The following is an 18,176-nucleotide window of genomic DNA, read 5'->3' on the forward strand; positions in this document are numbered from 1 at the left end:
TGGGACCGGTCATTATGCGTACAACCGGGCCCGTGCGGAAATCGTGGATCGCCAACCGCTTGTTCCACAAGGGGCTGGCGGCGGGGTTCAGGGGCCTGTGACGGTGACCAGATGGCGTTCGCCGGCCAGGCCGGGCACGCTCAACGGGACCACCTCGCGCACCTGCCAACCGGCCGGCAGCGCTGCGATCTCCTCATGCGGGTAGACGCCCTTCATGGCCAGCAGCACGCCACCGGGGCGCAGCAGGTGGCCACCGACGCGGACGATGCCGGCCAGGGTGTCCATCGCGCGCGCGGTCAGCTGATCGTAGCTGCCCGGCTCGGCCAGCGCTTCGGCGCGCGACTCGGCCACGCGGGCATTGCCCAGGCCCAGCTGGCGCACCGCCTCGCGCATGAAGCGGGCCTTCTTGCCGTTGCTTTCCACCAGGGTGACCTGCAGGCCCGGGCAGGCGATCGCCAGCGGGATGCCCGGCAACCCGGGGCCGGTACCGAGGTCGGCCAGGCTGCCATCGGCCACGAACGGCTGCATCGCCAGCGAATCAAGCAGATGGCGGGTGACCATTTCCTGCGGATCGCGGATGGCAGTGAGGTTGTAGGTGCCGTTCCAGCGGTGCAGCAACGCCAGGTAGCGCAGCAGCGGCGGGGCCAGCTCGGCGGCCAGGCCCATGCTGGCCAGGCCCTGCTGCAGCGTGGACGCTACGCCGGCGGGAAGATCGTGTTCGCTCATGCCGACATTATCGCCGGTTTTCACTGCAGATTCGGCGATTCACTGCGGATACCAGGCCAATGCGGCACGGAACTGGCCACTGGCCTGCCACTCGTGCAGGTGCCAGCGCGCCGCCTCGCCCAGTTCCGGGTCGCACCAGCGCAGATGCAGCGCGCCATCGGCGGCCGGGGCCAGCTGCAGGCGATGCAGGCCAAAGGAAATGCCCTGCCCGTGCGCCTTCAGCATGGCTTCCTTGGCGCACCACACGCGGAAGAACCAATGCTCGCGGTCGGCCTCGTCCAGGTCCTGCAGCCAGACCACTTCGTCGGGATGGAAGAAGCGCTGGATGATTTCCAGCATGCGCGGGCGCGGCCGCAGCAGCTCCAGGTCCACGCCCAGCCGCACGCCCTCGCCCAGCGCCACCAGCAGCACCTCGCCACTGTGGCTCCAACCGGTGCCGTAGTGGGCCAGCGCGCCGCTCAGCTCCGGCCGGCCCTTGTCGTCGCGCAGCAGCGGCAGCGCGTCCGGCTCGCCGCCCAGGGCCTCTGCCAGCACCTGCCGGGCCTGCGGCTCGCCACGCTGTCCGGGCACATGGGGGCAGCGCCAGACGGTAACCGGACCAAACCGCCAGGGACCGTCGAGGGTGGCTGGCAGGCTCATCCGCACGCGGCCGTCACGGGATTGCACAGCGGGTTCACGGCACTGCGCGTCAACTGGACACGGTTATCCACCGGAGAGTCGATCATGGGCATCATCATCTGGCTGATCGTCGGCGGCATCGTCGGCTGGCTGGCAAGCATCATCATGAAGCGCGATGGCCAGCAGGGCATCATCCTCAACATCGTGGTGGGCATCGTCGGCGCACTGATTTCCGGCTGGCTGTTCGGCGGCGGCATCAACGAAGCGATCACCCTGCGCACGTTCCTGTTCTCGCTGATCGGCGCGGTGATCCTGCTGGCGATCGTCAACCTGTTCACCCGCAAGAGCATACGGTGAACTGACAGGTAGCGCCGGGCCATGCCCGGCGTCTCCCTGCCGCCGCTGCGCTCGCCGGGCATGGCCCGGCGCTACCGCTTCAACCCAATTCCACCCAGGCCGGTGCATGGTCGCTGGGGCGTTCCCAGGTGCGCGGCTCGCGGTCGATGCCCGAGGCCACCACACTGCCCTTCAATGCATCGGAGACCAGATTCAGGTCGATGCGCAGGCCGAGGTTGCGGCGGAAACCCGCTGCGCGGTAATCCCACCAGCTGAACGTGCCGGCCTCGTCGTTGTGCAGGCGGAAGCCATCGTGCAGGCCCAGATGCACCAGCTTGGCCAGCGCGCCACGCTCGGCGGTGGAGGTCAGGATGTGGTTCTCGTTCCACACCTCCGGGTCATGCACGTCGCGCGCATCGGGGGCGATGTTGAAGTCGCCCATCACGATCAGCTTCGGATGCCGCTGCAGTTCTTCGGCGATCCACGCGTGCACCGCCTCCAGCCAGCGCAGCTTGTACTCGTACTTGTCGGTGCCGATGTCTTGGCCGTTGACCACGTACAGGTTGATCACCCGCAGGTCGCCGAAGGTGCCGGCGATGACCCGCTTCTGCTCGTCCTCGAAACCGGGAATGCCGACCTGCACGTCCTGCGCCGGCTCGCGCGACACCAGCGCCACACCGTTGTAGGTCTTCTGCCCGGCGAATACGCTGCGGTAACCGGCGGCGATCAGCGCCGAATCAGGGAACTTGTGGTCCTCCAGCTTGGTTTCCTGGATGCCGACGATGTCCGGGCCGAAGTCCTTGAGCCACTGCTCCAGGTGCGGCAGGCGGACATTGAGCGAATTGACGTTCCACGAGGCGATCTTCATGCGGGCATTCTACCCGGCCCAGCTTTGGTGGATGCCAACCTTGGTTGGCGCTGGCGGGCCCGTATGTCCCGGTAGAGGCCGACCTTGGTCGGCGCTTGGGGTTCACGCGTGCCAACCAAGGTTGGCACCTACCAGAACCCGGTCCCGTCAGTAGAGCCACGCCATGCGTGGCTTCACCGCAGCAGCAACCTCAACAACCCCGCAATCTTCGAATACGGCGGCCGCAGCCGGTCACTGGCCGCCCAGCGCGACTGCCACAACACCGGCAGCAGCTTGCTCATGGCATCGAACCCAGCCTGCCCGTGGTACGCGCCCATTCCACTGGCCCCAACGCCACCGAACGGCAAACCATCAGCGGCGAAGTGCAGCAGCGTGTCATTGACCGTCACCCCACCCGCCACCACCTGGCCGAGGATGCGCTCCACCGTGGCTGTGTCATGGCTGAAGGGATACAGCGCCAGCGGCCGGTCGCGGGACACGATGTCGGCCAGCGCCGCATCCAGGTCCGGATAGGCGCGCACCGGCAGGATCGGGCCGAAGATCTCCTCGCGCATCAGGTCCAGGTCATCCGGCGGGTCCAGCACTACGGTCGGCACCAGCAGCCGCTCGCGATCAGCGCGCGCCTCATCCACCTGCGCCAACGGAATCACCGGCACACCGCATTCGCGCGCCTGCGCCAGATAGCCCTGCAGCCGCCGGTACTGGCCTTCATTGATGATCCGCGTGTAGTCATCCGCATCGCTGAAATCGCCGTAACGCTCGCGCACCTGCTGCTGCAGCGCCTGCACGAATTCGCGCTGGCGCACGCTGTCGATCAGCACGTAATCCGGCGCGATGCAGGTCTGGCCGGCGTTGAACCACTTGCCGGTGGCCAGCCGCGCTGCGGCTTTGTCCAACGGAAAATCGCGGCAGACAATGGCAGGCGACTTGCCGCCCAGTTCCAGGGTCAGCGGCACCAGATGTTCCGCCGCCGCCGCCATCACCTTGCGGCCGACCGCGGTGGAACCGGTGAATACGAGATGGTCCAGCGGCAGCGAGGACACCGCCGCCGCCACGTCCGCCCCACCCTGCGCCACCGCCACGCGCTCGAGCGGGAACACGCTGGCCAGCAGATCGGCCAGGAACGCGCTGGTGCGCGGTGTGTGCTCGGAAGGCTTCAGCAGCACATGGTTGCCAGCGGCAATCGCGGTGGCCAGCGGCACCAACGCCAACGTGACCGGATAGTTCCACGGCGAGATCACCCCGACCACACCCAGCGGCGTCGGCCGCAGCTGCGCGCGGGCTGGCCACAGCTTCCAGCCGGCAGACGCATGACGCGGCTTCGACCAGCGCCGCAGGTGGCGGCGCAGGTGATCGATGGCTGACAGCACGCTCATGCCATCGGCCAGTTTCGATTCGACATGGGCGCGGTGGCCGAAGTCCTCGGCGATGGCCTGGGCCATTTCGTCCAGGCGCGGCTTCAGCGCCTCGCGCAGGCGGCGCAGGTCGGCTTCGCGCTGGTCGAGCGTGGGCCGCTGCGACTGCCAGGCGCTGCGCAGGGTGTGCAGGATGGCGGGGAGGTCGGCGGCTGAGGTGCTCATTCCGCGACTATACGGTGTGCGCACGTGAGGCGGCGGTCTCGATGGGGTCAGATCCCTTTCGCGTGCGAAAGGGATCTGACCCCAGGCGCGAGAGGGCGTGTGGCTTCGGATGCTTGTCAACCGCGATGACGGCATTGAGCGCTGTCTGTTCGCGTCTGCGGAGTTTTGTGCCGCGCGTTGCGCGGTCGCCGAGCATGGCTCGGCGCTACAGGGAAACGAAAAGGCCGTGGTCTGCACCACGGCCTCTCCTTCATCCAATGAACATCATTCTTACTTGGTGATATCCACGTTCTTCGTCTCGCGCAGGAACAGGCCACCAATCACCACCGACATCAGCGCGATGATGATCGGATACCACAGGCCGTAGTACAGGTTGCCGGTACCGGCCACCAGCGCGAAGGAGATCGCCGGCAGGAAGCCACCGAACCAGCCGTTGCCGATGTGGTACGGCAGCGACATCGAGGTGTAGCGGATGCGGGTCGGGAACAGTTCGACCAGGTAGGCGGCGATCGGGCCGTAGACCATGGTCACGTACAGCACCAGCAGCCACAGCATGAAGATCGTACCGGCGTAGTTGATGCGCGCACCGTCTGCCTTGGCCGGGTAGCCGGCGGTGGTCAGCGCGGTCTTCAGCTCGGCACCGAACGCATCGGCCTTGGCCTTGCCTTCTTCCTTGGTCAGGCCGGCGGCCTCATACGAGGTGACGCTGGCACTGCCCACGTTGACCATCGCCAGCGAGCCAGCAGCGGCCGGCTGCACGTCATACGGCACACCGGCCTTGGTCAGCGCAGCGGTAGCCACATCGCAGGAGCTGGTGAACTTGCGCAGGCCGACCGGATCGAACTGGAACGAGCAGGTGTTCGGATCGGCCACGACCAGCGCCGGCGAGCTGCTGCGGGCTTCTTCGATGGCCGGATTGGCGAAGTGGGTCAGGCCCTTGAAGATCGGGATGTAGGTGACGGCGGCCAGCAGGCAGCCGGCGAGGATGATCTTCTTGCGGCCGATACGGTCGGACAGCCAGCCGAAGAAGATGAAGAACGGCACGCCCAGTGCCAGCGCGGCGGCGATCAGCAGGTAGGAGGTGGTGGCATCGACCTTCAGCATGCTGCTGAGGAAGAACAGCGCGTAGAACTGGCCGCCATACCAGACCACCGCCTGGCCTGCGGCAGCACCGAGCAGCACCAGCAGCATCAGCTTCAGGTTGCCGCCCTTCAGGCTGTCACGGAACGGCGTCTTGGAGCCCTTGCCCTCCGACTTCATCTGCTGGAACAGCGGCGACTCGCTCAGCTGCAGGCGGATCCACACCGACACGCCCAGCAGCACGATCGAGACCAGGAACGGAATGCGCCAGCCCCAGGCTTCGAAGGCTTCGTTGCCGAGGAAATAGCGGCAGGCCAGGATGATCAGCAGCGACATGAACAGGCCGAGCGTGGCCGTGCACTGGATGAAGCTGGTGTACAGGCCACGCTTGTCGTCCGGCGCATGCTCGGCCACGTAGGTGGCAGCACCACCGTACTCGCCGCCCATCGCCAGGCCCTGGGCCAGGCGCAGGATGATCAGGATCACCGGCGCGGCGAAGCCGATCGAGGCGTAGTTGGGCAGCACACCGACCAGGAAGGTCGAGATGCCCATGATCAGGATGGTGACCAGGAAGGTGTACTTGCGGCCGATGCGATCGCCGAGGCTGCCGAAGAAGGCCGCGCCGAACGGTCGCACGAAGAAGCCGGCCGCGAAGGCCAGCAGGGCGAAGATCATGCCTGTGGTTTCATTGACGCCACTGAAGAACTGCTTGGCGATGATCGCCGCAAGCGAGCCATACAGGAAGAAGTCGTACCACTCGAAAACGGTGCCCAGGCTCGACGCGAAGATGACCTTCTTGTGTCCCTGGGTAAGTTGGGCTTTCGCCGGTGCAGGTGTTGTGGACATGGGACGCTTTCCCTCTGTAGGTGCCGACCTCGGTCGGCACGCAGTCTAGGTAGATACCGACCATGGTCGGCACTCAATCTCGGCAAGTGCCGACCGTTGGTCGGCACTCGATCAGAAGCTGTATTTCGTAGTGAACTGCAGACGGGTGATGTCGCCCTTGTTGCCGTTCTCGACCTCGCGCTTGCCGTACATCAGCTCGGCACCGACATCGACCTTGGGCAGCGGCGAGTAGAAGATGTTGCCGCGGATGCTCTGCACGCTCTTGGTCACCAGCGGTCCAAGGATGCTGTCGTTGTCGTAGTCGCTGCGCGCGTAGATCAGGTTGGTGCGCAGCTTCGGCGAGAACGCATGGCGCCAACCGACGTAGCCGGCGATCACACCGGTCGGGTTGAGCTCGTCGCGGGCCACGTCATAGGCCGAATCAGCAGTGATGCCCAGGCCTATGTAGCGGGCGATGCCCTCGCCACCGGTGAACTGGTAGTGCAGCGAATCGCTGTCACCCATCACCCACTTGCCGCCCAGGGTCAGGCCACCGGCCACCTTGTCGGCCTTGGCACCGGTGGTCTGGTTGTCGACCTTCAGCTGACGGACGATACCGCCGACACCGAAGGTGCCCCAGTCACCCTTCCAGCCATAACGCAGGGTCAGGTCCGGCAGGCTGCCGCGATCGGAGTTGGCGCTGGCATTGGTCCAGGCGCCGGTGACCGGATTGCGCGTACCGGTGAGGGTGGTGGTTTCCGGATTCTCCAGCGCGACGCTGAAGCCGCCCTTGGTGTAACGCAGCTGGGCCTGGCGCACGAAGATCACGCCATCGGTCGGACCGACGAAGTCGACCGCTTCCGGCAGCGATGCCGCATCCATGAAGTTCGACCAGGTCTGGCCGGCCATCCAGTTGTTCCAGTACATGTACGCATGGCGCAGGGTCACGCCATAGGTGTTGGTGGCAGTCTGGTTGCCCAGCGAATTGCCGAAGAAATCCATCTCGAAGAACGCGCCGGCCTTGTTGCCCGACTCGCTGACGTTGTCGATGCCCAGGTTGAAGCGCGAGAACTTGGCGTGGGCGTTGTAGTCCACGTCCGAGCGCTTGCCGCTGCCGCCGGCACCTTCCACCGGGGTCTGCCCGGGCAGGTACAGCGCGCGGCCGGTGGCATCGTCGGCCAGCTGGCCATCGCTGGTCTGGGTGGCCAGGAAATCGGCCTTGATGAAGCCGCCGATCTTGACCGTGGTACCCGGCGCCGCGCCGGGGGTAATGGTGGTGACCTGGATCGGCTGCTTGCCGGCAGGCACCGCCGGCTTCTGTTCGGCCTGCAGCGTGCGGACGTCGGTGACCGCCTGCTGGGTCTGCACGATCTGGGTCTGTTGCTGCTGTTGCGACGCCAGCAGCGCCTGCACCTGCCGCTCCAGTTCGGCGACGCGTGACTCCAGTGCCTTCTCTTTGGCGGTCTCGGCGAACGCCATGCCCGGTGCGACCAGGGCGACCAACAGGCAGGCCGCCAAAGGTGTGCGCACGGCTTTCAACGTACGGTGGCTCATGTTGCCCTCTCTCCCAAGTGGCAAGGTGATGCCGCGCGTGGGGCACGGTCGAGCCGAGACTGCGGGGCGTTTGCACGCACCGGCTATTGGCCATTGGTCGAACCCGGGCCTGCAGGGGCCCGACTTTCGACCAAGGTCTAACCGAAGTGGTGACGCGACCGGGGGTGGATGGGGCAAACTGAGGGGGAACGGCTGCGGCAATGCTGCGGCTGCACACACAAAGTCAACGTGCAAGTGAGGGTGCCATGGCTGATCTCTACCCCGTCGATCCGCAGTTCGCCGCCAAGGCGCGTATCGACAAGAATTCCTATGAACAGCAGTACCAGGCCTCGGTGTCCGATCCGGATGCGTTCTGGGGCAAGGCCGCCGAGCGGCTGGACTGGTCGCGCAAGCCGACGAAGATCAAGAACGTCAGCTACGACCTGGCCGACTTCCACATCAAGTGGTTCGAAGATGGCGAGCTCAACGCCAGCGTGAACTGCCTGGACCGCCAGCTGGAAAAGCGTGGCGACAAGACCGCCCTGCTGTTCGAGCCGGACAGCCCGGATGCGCCGGCCCAGCACGTGACCTATCGCGAGCTGTACGAGCGCACCTGCCGTCTCGGCAACGCGCTGCGTAACCTCGGCGTCAAGAAGGGCGACCGGGTCACCATCTACCTGCCGATGATCGTCGACGCTGCCGTGGCCATGCTGGCCTGCGCGCGCATCGGTGCGATCCACTCGGTGGTGTTCGGTGGCTTCGCACCGAACTCGATCGCCGACCGGGTCAGCGATTGCCAGAGCAAGCTGATCATCACCGCCGACGAAGGCCTGCGTGGTGGCCGCAAGATTCCGCTGAAGGCCAACGTCGATGCGGCGCTGAAGCTGCCCGGCACGAATACGGTTGAAACCGTGCTGGTGGTGCGTCACACCGGCGGCGCGGTGGACATGCAGGCACCGCGCGACCGCTGGTTCCATGACGTGGTCGACAGCCAGCCGGCCACCTGCGAACCGGAACCGATGAACGCCGAGGATCCGCTGTTCATCCTCTACACCTCCGGTTCCACCGGCAAGCCGAAGGGCGTGCTGCACACCACCGCCGGTTACCTGCTGTACGCGGCCTACACCCATGAAGCGGTGTTCGACCTGCGCGAGGACGACATCTACTGGTGCACCGCCGACGTCGGCTGGGTCACCGGCCACAGCTACATCGTGTACGGCCCGCTGGCCAACGGCGCGACCTCGCTGATGTTCGAGGGCGTACCGAACTACCCCGATACCTCGCGCTTCTGGAACGTGATCGACAAGCACAAGGTGTCGATCTTCTACACCGCCCCCACCGCCATCCGCGCGTTGATGCGCGAAGGCGAGGAGCCGGTGAAGAAGACCTCGCGCGCGTCGCTGCGCCTGCTCGGCAGCGTCGGCGAACCGATCAATCCGGAAGCCTGGCGGTGGTACTACGAGGTGGTCGGCGACAGCCGCTGCCCGATCGTCGATACCTGGTGGCAGACCGAGACCGGCGGCATCCTGATCTCGCCGCTGGCCGGCGCGATGGATCTGAAACCGGGTTCGGCCACCCTGCCCTTCTTCGGCGTGCAGCCGGCCCTGGTCAACGCCGATGGCGAGATCAAGGATGGCCCGACCGAAGGCAACCTGATCATCCGTGACTCCTGGCCGGGCCAGATGCGCACGGTGTACGGCGACCACCAGCGCTTCATCGATACCTATTTCCGCACCTACCCGGGCAGCTACTTCACCGGTGACGGCTGCCGTCGCGACGAAGACGGCTACTACTGGATCACCGGCCGCGTGGACGATGTGATCAACGTATCCGGCCACCGCATCGGCACCGCCGAAGTGGAAAGCGCACTGGTCTCGCATCCGAAGGTGGCCGAGGCCGCCGTGGTCGGCTTCCCGCACGACGTGAAGGGCCAGGGCATCTATGCCTACGTCACCCTGGTGGCCGAGGAAGCGCCCAGCGACGAGCTGCAGAAGGAGCTGGTCGCCTGGGTACGCAAGGAGATCGGCCCGATCGCCACGCCCGATCACCTGCAGTGGGCGCCGGGCCTGCCGAAGACCCGTTCGGGCAAGATCATGCGCCGCATCCTGCGCAAGATCGCCGAGAACGCGCCGGACCAGCTCGGCGACACCTCGACCCTGGCCGATCCGTCAGTCGTGGCCTCGCTGGTGGACGAACGCAAGGTTCGTTGATTCGCTACCCGGGGTCGGATCCCTTTCCGCAAGGAACGGGCTCTGACCCCAGGGGCTTCGGCCCCGAACAGTTCCCCCTACGGTTCCCCCCGACCATGACCACCCTCCTGATTGCCGATGACCATCCGTTGTTCCGCGAAGCCCTGCGGGGTGCCGTGCAGCGGGTCATTCCGGGCGTTCAACTGTTCGAGGCCGACAGCGTGGAAGCGTTGTATGCGCTGGCCGACCAGCACAACGACGCCGACCTGGTCCTGATGGATCTCAACATGCCCGGCGCACAGGGCTTCAATGCGCTGGTGCACATGCGCTCGCTGCATCCGCACCTGCCGGTGGTGGTGGTCTCCGCACGCGAAGAAGCCACGGTGATGCGTCGCGCACTCGACCACGGCGCACTGGGCTTCATCCCGAAATCGGCCGACTCGGACACCATCGGCCATGCGCTCGGCACCATCCTCGATGGCGAGACCTGGGCGCCGCCGGAAGCACACAACGTGCCGCCGACCGGCAGCGAAGAACGCGAAGTCGGCCAGCGCCTGCGCGAGCTGACCCCGCAGCAGTTCCGCGTGCTGCAGATGCTCGGCGCGGGCCGCTTGAACAAGCAGATCGCCTACGACCTCAACGTCTCCGAAGCAACGATCAAGGCGCACGTCACCGCGATCCTGCGCAAGCTGGGCGTGACCAACCGCACCCAGGCCGTGCTGATGGCCGGCAAGCTGGCGATCGACGACGACGCCATCGTGCTGCCGCCGGAAGAAGACTGATAGTGACGAACTTCAGAGCCGAGCATGGGCTTGGCTCTACAGACTTCATGATGCATTTGTAGAGCCGAGCCCACGCTCGGCTGCTCTTCGTCCGAGTACCGAATCAGCCCAGCAAGGGCCATCGACTCCAGGCATACGGGTACTCCCCAATGCACGTAGCCAGGCCAGCGCGCATCGGATTGGCCGCAATGTAGGTCGCCTGCGTGCGCAGGCATTCATCGCTACGGAGCGCGTGATCGTAGTACCCCGGCTGCCAGATTGGCGCGTTGGCATCAACGCGCCTGCCGACGGACCTTCCACTCCTGGACTTCAGGATCTGCATGCAGCCAGCTAGCGTGCCGGTACGTAGTTCGAACAGCCAATGCAGATGATCCGGCATGACCACCCAGGCGAGGGATACGGTCCGACCGGTCCGCTCAACGGTGCGCAATGCCTCTATCAACAGCTCAATGTTGGTCTTGTCACTGAACCAGGGGCGACGCGCATGCGTCACCGTGGTAAGCGCATAGACATTGCCGGTATGCGACCAGCGACCATAACGGAGTGCGGGACTGGCCATACGGGAAGACTACGGCGCAGCAGAGGATCTCTACATCAGCGAAGTGCTGCGCTGCATGTCAGCCAATGCCCCAATGTAGAGCCGAGCCCATGCTCGGCTGCTTCAGACGTCAGCCGAGCATGGGCTCGGCTCTACAGGTATCCCTGCTTACGCGGCACCGTGCAGGTGCTCGTACAGGATCGTCGCACCGATGATCACCAGGATCACACCACCGATGATTTCGGCGCGCTTGCCGACCATGCTGCCGAGCACGCGGCCCAGCATGATGCCGGCGGTGACCATGGTCAGCGTGCACAGGCCGATGACTGCGGCCATCACCCCGATATGCACGTCCATGAAGGCCAGGCCGATACCCACCGCCATCGCGTCGATGCTGGTGGCGAAACCGGTCAGTGCCAGCTTCCAGAAACCATGGTGCTGCGCCGGATCTTCATCGTCCTCGCCGTTATCCGGACGCAGGCCGTTGTAGATCATGTGGATGCCCAGCGCGCCGAGCAGGCCGAAGGCGATCCAGTGGTCGAACGCTTCCACGTACTGCAGCGCGGCACGGCCAAGCAGCCAACCGATGATGGGCGTGATCGCCTCGATGACGCCGAAGATGATGCCGGCGCGCAGCGCATCACGGAACACCGGCTTGCGCATGGCTGCGCCCTTGCCGATCGCTGCGGCGAAGGCATCGGTGGACATGGCAAAGCCGATCAGGAGGATCGAAAGGGGGGACATTGGTGGCTGCTGAGGTCGGGCAAGGACGGACGCACGGCCTGCGCTCGCGCCCAACCTGATGTTGCGCGCGCGGGCCGCTGGTCTCGCCAACCATCATGGTTGTCCACGCCACGGCGCACTGGCCGAGTATGTTGACGTGGACGATTCCTGCACAGGAATCCGGCTACTCCCCAAGGGGACGCGAAGCTTAGCACCGCGATCCGCGCGTGGCGCATTTCCAGCGAAACGCGCAGGCAGGGCTGGTTTTTATAGCGAAGGCTATATATGAGCCGCGCTTCGCGCAGGAGCCGAGCATGGGCTCGGCTCTACAGGGAGTTCGAGCTACCAAGAACACCGCGCTTCGCGCAGGAGCCGAGCATGGGCTCGGCTCTGCAGTTGCCCATCAGGCATCGCCGTTCCGGGTGTCCCGCAGCGCGCCCAGGAACGCGCGCAGCGACGCCGGCTTGATCGGCTTGGTCAACAGGCGATAGCCACGCTCGCGTGCCATCCGCTTCAGTTCATCGCGGCCATCGGCGGTCAGCAGCGCACCGGGCAACGGATAGCCCGCTGCCTCGCGCAGCGCCACCAGCGCGTCCAGGCCATCCATGCGATCGTGCAGGTGGTAGTCCACCAGCATCACCTGCGGTCGCTCGGCGATCTTCTGCAGCGCCTGGTCCACTGTCGATGCGGTGATCACCTGCACCTGCCAGCGGCCCAGCAGCGCGCGCATGCCATCGAGGATCTCCTCGTCGTTGTCCACGCACAACACGCGCAGGCCTGCCAACGAATCGCTGCGGACCGGCGGCGCTGTCGCCGCCAGGGTGACCGCTTCGGTATAGCCCGGCAGCGGCGCCACCCGCGGCAGGATGATCGAGAACATGGAACCACTGCCAACCCGGCTGCGCGCGTTCAAGCGATGGTCGAGCAGGCGCGAGATGCGCTGGCAGATCGACAGGCCCAGGCCCAGGCCCTGCTCGCCCCAGTCGAACGGCTGCTGGTAGCGGTGGAACTCATCGAAGATCTGCCGCATGTGATGCTCGGGAATGCCGGGGCCGGTATCCCATACCTGCAGTTCCACTTCATCGCCGCGCTGGCGCACCGCCAGCACGATGCGCCCCTGCCGCGTGTAGCGCAACGCATTGGCAAGGAAGTTCTGCAGCACGCGGCGCAGCAGGCGGCGATCACTGCGCACCCAGGTGGTACGCGCGAACAGATCCAGGCGCAGCCCACGTCCGGCCGCAACCGGTGTGTACTGCGCGGCCAGCTCGCGCATCAGCGCACTGACGTCGAATTCGCCGATCACCGGATGCAGGCCGCCGGCATCCAGCCGCGACACGTCCAGCAGCCCATCCAGCAACTCCTCGGCCGCACGCAGCGACGCATCCACGCGCTCGGCCAGGTGCTTCTGCTCGTCGCTGACATGGTCGCTGTCGCGCAGCGCCGAAGCAAACAGTCGTGCCGCGTTCAACGGCTGCAGCACGTCATGGCTGATCGCGGCCAGGAAACGGGTCTTGGACTGCTGCGCGACTTCCGCAACATGCGAGCGCTCGGCCACGCGCTGTTCCAGCGTTTCGTTGGCTTCCAGCAGCGCGCGTTCTGCGTGCTTGTAGTCGGTGATGTCGTTGTAGCTGGTGACGTAGCCGCCGCCGGGCAGTGCCTGGCCACGCATTTCGATCACCTTGCCATCGCTGCGGGTGCGCTCGAACACATGCGGCGAACCGGCGCGCATATAGCCGATGCGACGGTTGATCTGCACTTCGATATCGCCCTCGCCCAGCTCACCACGCTCGGCGTTGTAGCGGATCAGGTCGGCCACCGGGCGCCCCACGTAGAGCATCCCATCGGGGTAACCGAACATGTCCTGGTAGCGCCGGTTCCAGGCGGTCAGGCGCATGTCCGGGTCGACAACGCTGACCCCGGCGCTGATGTTTTCCAGCGTGGTCGACAGGATCTCGCGATTGAAGCGCAGTTCCTGTCCCGCTTCGTCCAGCACCGCCACCACTTCACCCAGGTCCATGCCCGAACCGCGCAGCAGGCTGGTGAGCAGCAGGCGCGCGGAGGCCGCGCCGATCGACGCCGCCAGCAGGCGTTCGGTGAACTGCACCCATGGCCGGTCGGCCGGCGCCGAGGACTGCAGCTCGCGCCCCAGCGACTGCGCCTGTTCGAAGAACGAGCGCCGCGCATGGCGCTCGCCGACCACGCGCGAGGCCAGTGCCAGCAGGTCACCCACATGCACGTGACCCGGCCAACCACCCGCCACGGAGGGCCGTTCGGCATAGGGATCGAGGAAGGGCGCAGCGCGCAGGCGCTCATCCACGCCCGGGCGCCAACGCGCCGATACCAGCATCATCGTCGCCGCGTTGACCAGCAGCGACCAGAACGTGCCGTGGGTCAGCGGGTCCCAGCCGGTCATGCCGAACAGCTGCTGCGGGCGCAGCCAATCGATGCCGAACGGACCGTGCTGCACCCAGCCCGCATCCATCCAGCCGGCCATCGTCATCGCCGGCAGCAGCAGGGTGTACAGCCAGGTGGCGAAGCCGAGCAGCATGCCGGTCTCCACGCCACGACGGCTGGCGCCGCGCCAGTACAGGCCACCGATCAGGCCCGGCGCGAACTGCGCTACCGCGGCGAAGGCCATCAATCCATACGAGGCCAGGGTGCTGTCGTTGCTGCTGCTGCGGTAGTAGCTGTAGGCCATCAGCGCCAGCAGCAGAATCGCCAGGCGGCGGATCCACAGCACGCGCGAAGCGACGTCGGCCGCTTCCTGGTGATCGCCACTGCGACGCAGCAGCACCGGCATCACCAGATCGTTGCTGACCATCGTCGCCAGCGCGATCGAGGACACGATGACCATGCCGGTGGCGGCGGAAAAGCCGCCGATGTAGGCGACCAATGCCAGCGCGTTGCGGCCCTCAGCAAGCGGCAGGGCCAGCACCATCGAGTCGTCGGCCACGCCGCTTCCGGTACCGAACAGACTGATGCCGGCGGTGGCGATCGGCAGCACCATCGCCGAGATCAGCACCAGGTAGCCGCCGAACATCCAGCGCGCGCGGCGCACGTCGCGCACGTCGCCGCACTCCACCACCGCCACGTGGAACTGGCGCGGCAGGCAGATGATGGCCAGGAAGCTGAGCAGTGTCTGCGAGAGGAAGCCCACCGGTGGCAGCCCGGTGAACAGCGTATGCACCGACTCCACCACCGCCTCGTTGCGGTCGCTGAGCCAGACATAGGCGAACACGCCCACCGCCACCATCGCCACCAGCTTGATCACCGATTCCAGCGCGATCGCCAGCATCATGCCGTGGTGGTGTTCGGTGGCATCCACCTGGCGGGTGCCGAACAGGGTGGCGAACAGCGCCATCAGCAATGCCACGTACAGGGCTGGATCGCTGAAGAACCCGGTCGGGCCGGTGTTGCCGGTCAGTACCTGCAGGCTCATCGCCACCGCTTTGTACTGCAGGGCGAGGTAGGGAATGATGCCGATCAGCGCGATGATCGCCACCAGCGCCGCCAGCCGCCGCGAGCGACCGAAGCGAGAGGAAATGAAGTCGGCGATGGAGACCACGTTCTGGCTGCGCGCGATCAGCGCCAGGCGCTCGATGATGCGCCAGCCGAACAGCAGCAGCAGCAGCGGACCGATGTAGATCGGCAGGTAGCCCACGCCGTTGCGCACGGCGGTACCGACTGCGCCGTAGAAGGTCCACGACGAGCAGTACACCGCCAGCGCCAGGCTGTAGACGACCGGTCGCAGCCACGGCCGGTCCGGGTACATCGGCCGACGGTCACCCCACCACGCCACGCCGAACAGCAGCGCGGCATAGGCAACCGAGACCAGCAGCAGGATCCAGCTGGAGACCAAGCGCGTGTTTCCGTCGAAGGAGGGGCCAGTAGATCACGACCGTTGATCGTGATGGTAGGCCACGACGGTGGGTCGCAAATGTGGGTCACGACCGTTGGTCGTGACGGAGGCGTCCGTGCCCACCAACGGTGGGCACCCACCGGCGGAAAAGGTGGGCATCCACTGGGAAATGCTGGGCACCCACTGGCAGATGGTGGGTACCCACCAGAAAACGGTGGGCACCTACCGGGTACCGGCCTTATTCCGCCGGAACGCCCATTTCCTTCAGCAGCTCGGGCGCCGGGTGGACCTTGGCCAGCAGCCAGCGCAGGTAGCGCATGTCCACGTGCACGGCGCGCTTGTAGCGCGGGTCGAACCACCAGCTGGCACTGACCGACTCCCAGTTGCTGTCGAAGTTCAGGCCGATCAGTTCGCCCTTGGCGTTGAGCACCGGCGAGCCGGAGTTGCCGCCGGTGGTGTCCAGGTTGGTCAGGAAGTTGACCGTCTGCGTCTTCAGCGCAGGATCGGCAGTGCTGCCGAAGTCGCCCTTGGCAATCGCGGCCAGCAACGGCTTGGGCGCGTCGAACGGATAGGCGTTGGTGTTCTTCTCGACGATGCCGGCCACGGTGGTCACCGGCGAGTAGGTCACGCCATCGCGCGGGTGCAGCGCTTCCACCTTGCCGTAGCTGATGCGCAGCGTGCGGTTGGCATCCGGGTACACCGCACGGCCCTGCTTGGCACGCCAGGCGAACAACGCCTGCATGTAGGCCGGGCGCAGGCGCAGCTGTTCGCCTTCGCGGGTCTTGCTCTCGTTCTCGATGCGCAGCTGCGCGGCCACCAGCGGGCCGGCCACGGCGATCAGCGGGTCGGCGGCCAGCGCCTTGCCTTCGCGGGCAGCGGCGAAACGGGACAGACGCTGCGCTTCGTCGCCCAGCTGGGTGCCGGCGTACAGCGTGTCCAGCGCCTGCGCCAGCTGCGCCGGGGTACGGCCGAAAGCCGTATCGAACTCGGCCACGCGCTGCGCGTCCGGCAGCTGCTGGTAGCGGGTCAGCAGGGTGGTCAGCAGCGCCTTCTCGACCTCGGGCGCATAGCGGCGCTGTACCTGCTTCAGCACGCCCTCGATCATCGCCTGGTCGCGCTGCTGGTAGCCGCTCTCCCGCTGCGCGTCCGGCTTGGCCGATTCGATGCGCAGGCGCTCCAGCAGCAACGCCGAGCGCAGCAGCTGGCTCTGGCCGGCCATCTGTTCCAGCAGCAGGTCGCGCTCGCCCACCGCCGCACCCTGCGACAGGTTGGCCAGCAATGCCTTGATGTCGCCCTGGTACTTGCGGTCGGTGGCGGCCAGCATCGCCTGCTCGTCGGCTGCACGCTGCGCCTTGGCGTCGCTGCGCAGCAGGCCTTCAAGCTCACCGGCGGCACGCTTGCGGTTGTTCTTCAGCGACTGCAGCTGCGAGGCGTAGCGGGTACGCGCCTGCGCGTCCTTGGCACTGGCGGCCTCGATGGTGTCGATCATCTGCTGGAACACCGACACCCGGCGCGGCAGCACGGTATCGATCTGGCCCGCGAATTCGGCGGCGGTACGATGGCGGTAGGTGATGCCCGGGTAACCGGCCAGCATCGCGTAATCGCCCTCCTTCGGGCCTTCCACCGACATCTGCAGGTGCGCCGGTGCCTGGTAGGGCACGTTGTCCTTGCTGTAGGCGGCCGGCTTGCCGTCCTTGCCCACGTAGGCGCGCAGCAGGGTGAAGTCGCCGGTGTGGCGCGGCCACATGAAATTGTCGATCTCATCGCCGTAGTTGCCGATCGCGCGCGGCGGCGCATAGACCAGGCGCACGTCGCTCAGTTCCAGCTGGGCGATGCGGTAGAAGTCGGTGCCGTAATACATGTTGGCCACCGAGCAGCGCACGCTGCCGTCCTTCTCGCACTCGGCGACGATCTGCTTGCTGGCCGCATCCACCGCGTCGAAGTACGCGCGGCCGGTCTTGCCCTTGGCCTGTGCCAGCACCTGGTCGGTCACCTTGTCGAAGCCGACGGTGACCAGCACGCGGAAGTCCGGATTGGCCGGACGCTCGTCGGCGCGGCCCTTGGCGATGAAGCCGTCGTTGATGAAGTTGTGCTCGGGCGAGCTGTTGTACTGGATCACGCCCATCGCCACGTGGTGGTTGGTCAGCAGCAGGCCATCGGCCGAGACGAACGAGCCGGTGCCACCACCGGCACGCACCACCGCGCTCAGCGGCGGCGCCGTCACGTTGGCCAGATCGGCCGGGTTGCCCTTGAAGCCGGCCGCCTGCAGCGGCTTGGCCAGCTCCGGCAGCTGGGTCGGCATCCACATGCCTTCATCGGCATGGGCGCCGGCGGCGAGGGTCAGGCCCAGGGCCAGGGCGGTGGGAAGGGCTTTGCGTGGCGACATGAGGCAATCCGGTACGACAGAACAGCCCGGGACCATAGCCGCTGGGGGCGGATGGGGCAACGGCCGATGGTTGGGGGCCTGACAGGTAGAGCCGAGCCCATGCTCGGCTGCTCTTCCGTCAGTCCGCGCTGCG

At 66.3% G+C, this 18,176-nt stretch carries 13 protein-coding genes and 1 riboswitch; of the genes, 3 read left to right on the plus strand and 10 right to left on the minus strand.

Annotated features, from left to right (window positions below; translation table 11 throughout):
* Positions 1 to 87: 87 nt before the first annotated feature.
* The gene (rsmG, locus tag CR919_RS10195; RefSeq protein ID WP_099819925.1) at positions 88 to 726 is read right to left on the minus strand and encodes a 16S rRNA (guanine(527)-N(7))-methyltransferase RsmG; all 639 of its coding nucleotides are present in this window, start codon (positions 724 to 726) and stop codon (positions 88 to 90) included.
* A gap of 39 nt (positions 727 to 765) precedes the next feature.
* Positions 766 to 1,365 (minus strand): 4'-phosphopantetheinyl transferase superfamily protein, encoded by a 600-nt coding sequence (locus tag CR919_RS10200; RefSeq protein WP_099819926.1) that lies wholly within the window; start codon positions 1,363 to 1,365, stop codon positions 766 to 768.
* 84 nt (positions 1,366 to 1,449) lie between these two features.
* Between CR919_RS10200 and CR919_RS10205 the strand changes: the two genes are divergently transcribed.
* Complete coding sequence (locus tag CR919_RS10205) at positions 1,450 to 1,701, plus strand: GlsB/YeaQ/YmgE family stress response membrane protein (protein WP_025878785.1); 252 nt, start codon at positions 1,450 to 1,452, stop codon at positions 1,699 to 1,701.
* Positions 1,702 to 1,780: 79 nt separating this feature from the next.
* Here CR919_RS10205 and xth read toward each other — a convergent pair whose 3' ends face one another.
* The 4 genes from xth to CR919_RS10225 all read right to left on the minus strand — a co-directional run bounded on the left by xth (position 1,781) and on the right by CR919_RS10225 (position 7,587).
* Entirely contained in the window at positions 1,781 to 2,548 is a 768-nt protein-coding gene (gene xth, locus CR919_RS10210; RefSeq protein ID WP_099819927.1) for an exodeoxyribonuclease III, read from the minus strand.
* A gap of 173 nt (positions 2,549 to 2,721) precedes the next feature.
* Positions 2,722 to 4,128 (minus strand): coniferyl aldehyde dehydrogenase, encoded by a 1,407-nt coding sequence (locus CR919_RS10215; protein ID WP_099819928.1) that lies wholly within the window; start codon positions 4,126 to 4,128, stop codon positions 2,722 to 2,724.
* Positions 4,129 to 4,398: 270 nt separating this feature from the next.
* Positions 4,399 to 6,054, minus strand: coding sequence for an MFS transporter (locus CR919_RS10220; RefSeq protein WP_099819929.1), 1,656 nt, complete (start codon positions 6,052 to 6,054; stop codon positions 4,399 to 4,401).
* A 111-nt stretch (positions 6,055 to 6,165) separates the two neighbouring features.
* Entirely contained in the window at positions 6,166 to 7,587 is a 1,422-nt protein-coding gene (locus tag CR919_RS10225) for a DcaP family trimeric outer membrane transporter (RefSeq protein WP_099819930.1), read from the minus strand.
* A 245-nt stretch (positions 7,588 to 7,832) separates the two neighbouring features.
* Between CR919_RS10225 and acs the strand changes: the two genes are divergently transcribed.
* Together acs and CR919_RS10235 are read left to right on the plus strand one after the other, a co-directional pair.
* Entirely contained in the window at positions 7,833 to 9,776 is a 1,944-nt protein-coding gene (gene acs, locus CR919_RS10230; protein ID WP_099819931.1) for an acetate--CoA ligase, read from the plus strand.
* Positions 9,777 to 9,871: 95 nt separating this feature from the next.
* Complete coding sequence (locus CR919_RS10235; RefSeq protein WP_006477308.1) at positions 9,872 to 10,537, plus strand: response regulator transcription factor; 666 nt, start codon at positions 9,872 to 9,874, stop codon at positions 10,535 to 10,537.
* A gap of 103 nt (positions 10,538 to 10,640) precedes the next feature.
* On the opposite strand, the gene CR919_RS10240 is transcribed toward CR919_RS10235, so the two are convergent.
* The 4 genes from CR919_RS10240 to CR919_RS10255 all read right to left on the minus strand — a co-directional run bounded on the left by CR919_RS10240 (position 10,641) and on the right by CR919_RS10255 (position 18,043).
* Complete coding sequence (locus CR919_RS10240) at positions 10,641 to 11,096, minus strand: transposase (RefSeq protein ID WP_099819932.1); 456 nt, start codon at positions 11,094 to 11,096, stop codon at positions 10,641 to 10,643.
* Positions 11,097 to 11,243: 147 nt separating this feature from the next.
* Positions 11,244 to 11,819 carry a manganese efflux pump MntP family protein gene (locus CR919_RS10245; RefSeq protein WP_099819933.1) on the minus strand — a complete coding sequence of 192 codons (576 nt, stop codon included), beginning with the start codon at positions 11,817 to 11,819 and terminating at the stop codon, positions 11,244 to 11,246.
* 88 nt (positions 11,820 to 11,907) lie between these two features.
* A riboswitch (yybP-ykoY riboswitch) is annotated at positions 11,908 to 11,997 on the minus strand.
* 204 nt (positions 11,998 to 12,201) lie between these two features.
* The gene (locus tag CR919_RS10250; protein WP_099819934.1) at positions 12,202 to 15,657 is read right to left on the minus strand and encodes a PAS domain-containing hybrid sensor histidine kinase/response regulator; all 3,456 of its coding nucleotides are present in this window, start codon (positions 15,655 to 15,657) and stop codon (positions 12,202 to 12,204) included.
* A gap of 238 nt (positions 15,658 to 15,895) precedes the next feature.
* Positions 15,896 to 18,043, minus strand: coding sequence for a S46 family peptidase (locus CR919_RS10255; protein WP_099819935.1), 2,148 nt, complete (start codon positions 18,041 to 18,043; stop codon positions 15,896 to 15,898).
* Positions 18,044 to 18,176: the final 133 nt, after the last annotated feature.

The sequence above is a fragment of the Stenotrophomonas sp. LMG 10879 genome (assembly GCF_002750935.1).
Taxonomy (GTDB): Bacteria; Pseudomonadota; Gammaproteobacteria; order Xanthomonadales; family Xanthomonadaceae; genus Stenotrophomonas; species Stenotrophomonas lactitubi_B.

Excerpts from the sequence above, each read along its gene's own strand:
- rsmG (WP_099819925.1), bottom strand. The coding sequence starts at position 726 with ATGAGCGAACACGATCTTCCCGCCGGCGTAGCGTCCACGCTGCAGCAG.
- CR919_RS10200 (WP_099819926.1), bottom strand. The coding sequence starts at position 1,365 with ATGAGCCTGCCAGCCACCCTCGACGGTCCCTGGCGGTTTGGTCCGGTT.
- CR919_RS10205 (WP_025878785.1), top strand. The coding sequence starts at position 1,450 with ATGGGCATCATCATCTGGCTGATCGTCGGCGGCATCGTCGGCTGGCTG.
- xth (WP_099819927.1), bottom strand. The coding sequence starts at position 2,548 with ATGAAGATCGCCTCGTGGAACGTCAATTCGCTCAATGTCCGCCTGCCG.
- CR919_RS10215 (WP_099819928.1), bottom strand. The coding sequence starts at position 4,128 with ATGAGCACCTCAGCCGCCGACCTCCCCGCCATCCTGCACACCCTGCGC.
- CR919_RS10220 (WP_099819929.1), bottom strand. The coding sequence starts at position 6,054 with ATGTCCACAACACCTGCACCGGCGAAAGCCCAACTTACCCAGGGACAC.
- CR919_RS10225 (WP_099819930.1), bottom strand. The coding sequence starts at position 7,587 with ATGAGCCACCGTACGTTGAAAGCCGTGCGCACACCTTTGGCGGCCTGC.
- acs (WP_099819931.1), top strand. The coding sequence starts at position 7,833 with ATGGCTGATCTCTACCCCGTCGATCCGCAGTTCGCCGCCAAGGCGCGT.
- CR919_RS10235 (WP_006477308.1), top strand. The coding sequence starts at position 9,872 with ATGACCACCCTCCTGATTGCCGATGACCATCCGTTGTTCCGCGAAGCC.
- CR919_RS10240 (WP_099819932.1), bottom strand. The coding sequence starts at position 11,096 with ATGGCCAGTCCCGCACTCCGTTATGGTCGCTGGTCGCATACCGGCAAT.
- CR919_RS10245 (WP_099819933.1), bottom strand. The coding sequence starts at position 11,819 with ATGTCCCCCCTTTCGATCCTCCTGATCGGCTTTGCCATGTCCACCGAT.
- CR919_RS10255 (WP_099819935.1), bottom strand. The coding sequence starts at position 18,043 with ATGTCGCCACGCAAAGCCCTTCCCACCGCCCTGGCCCTGGGCCTGACC.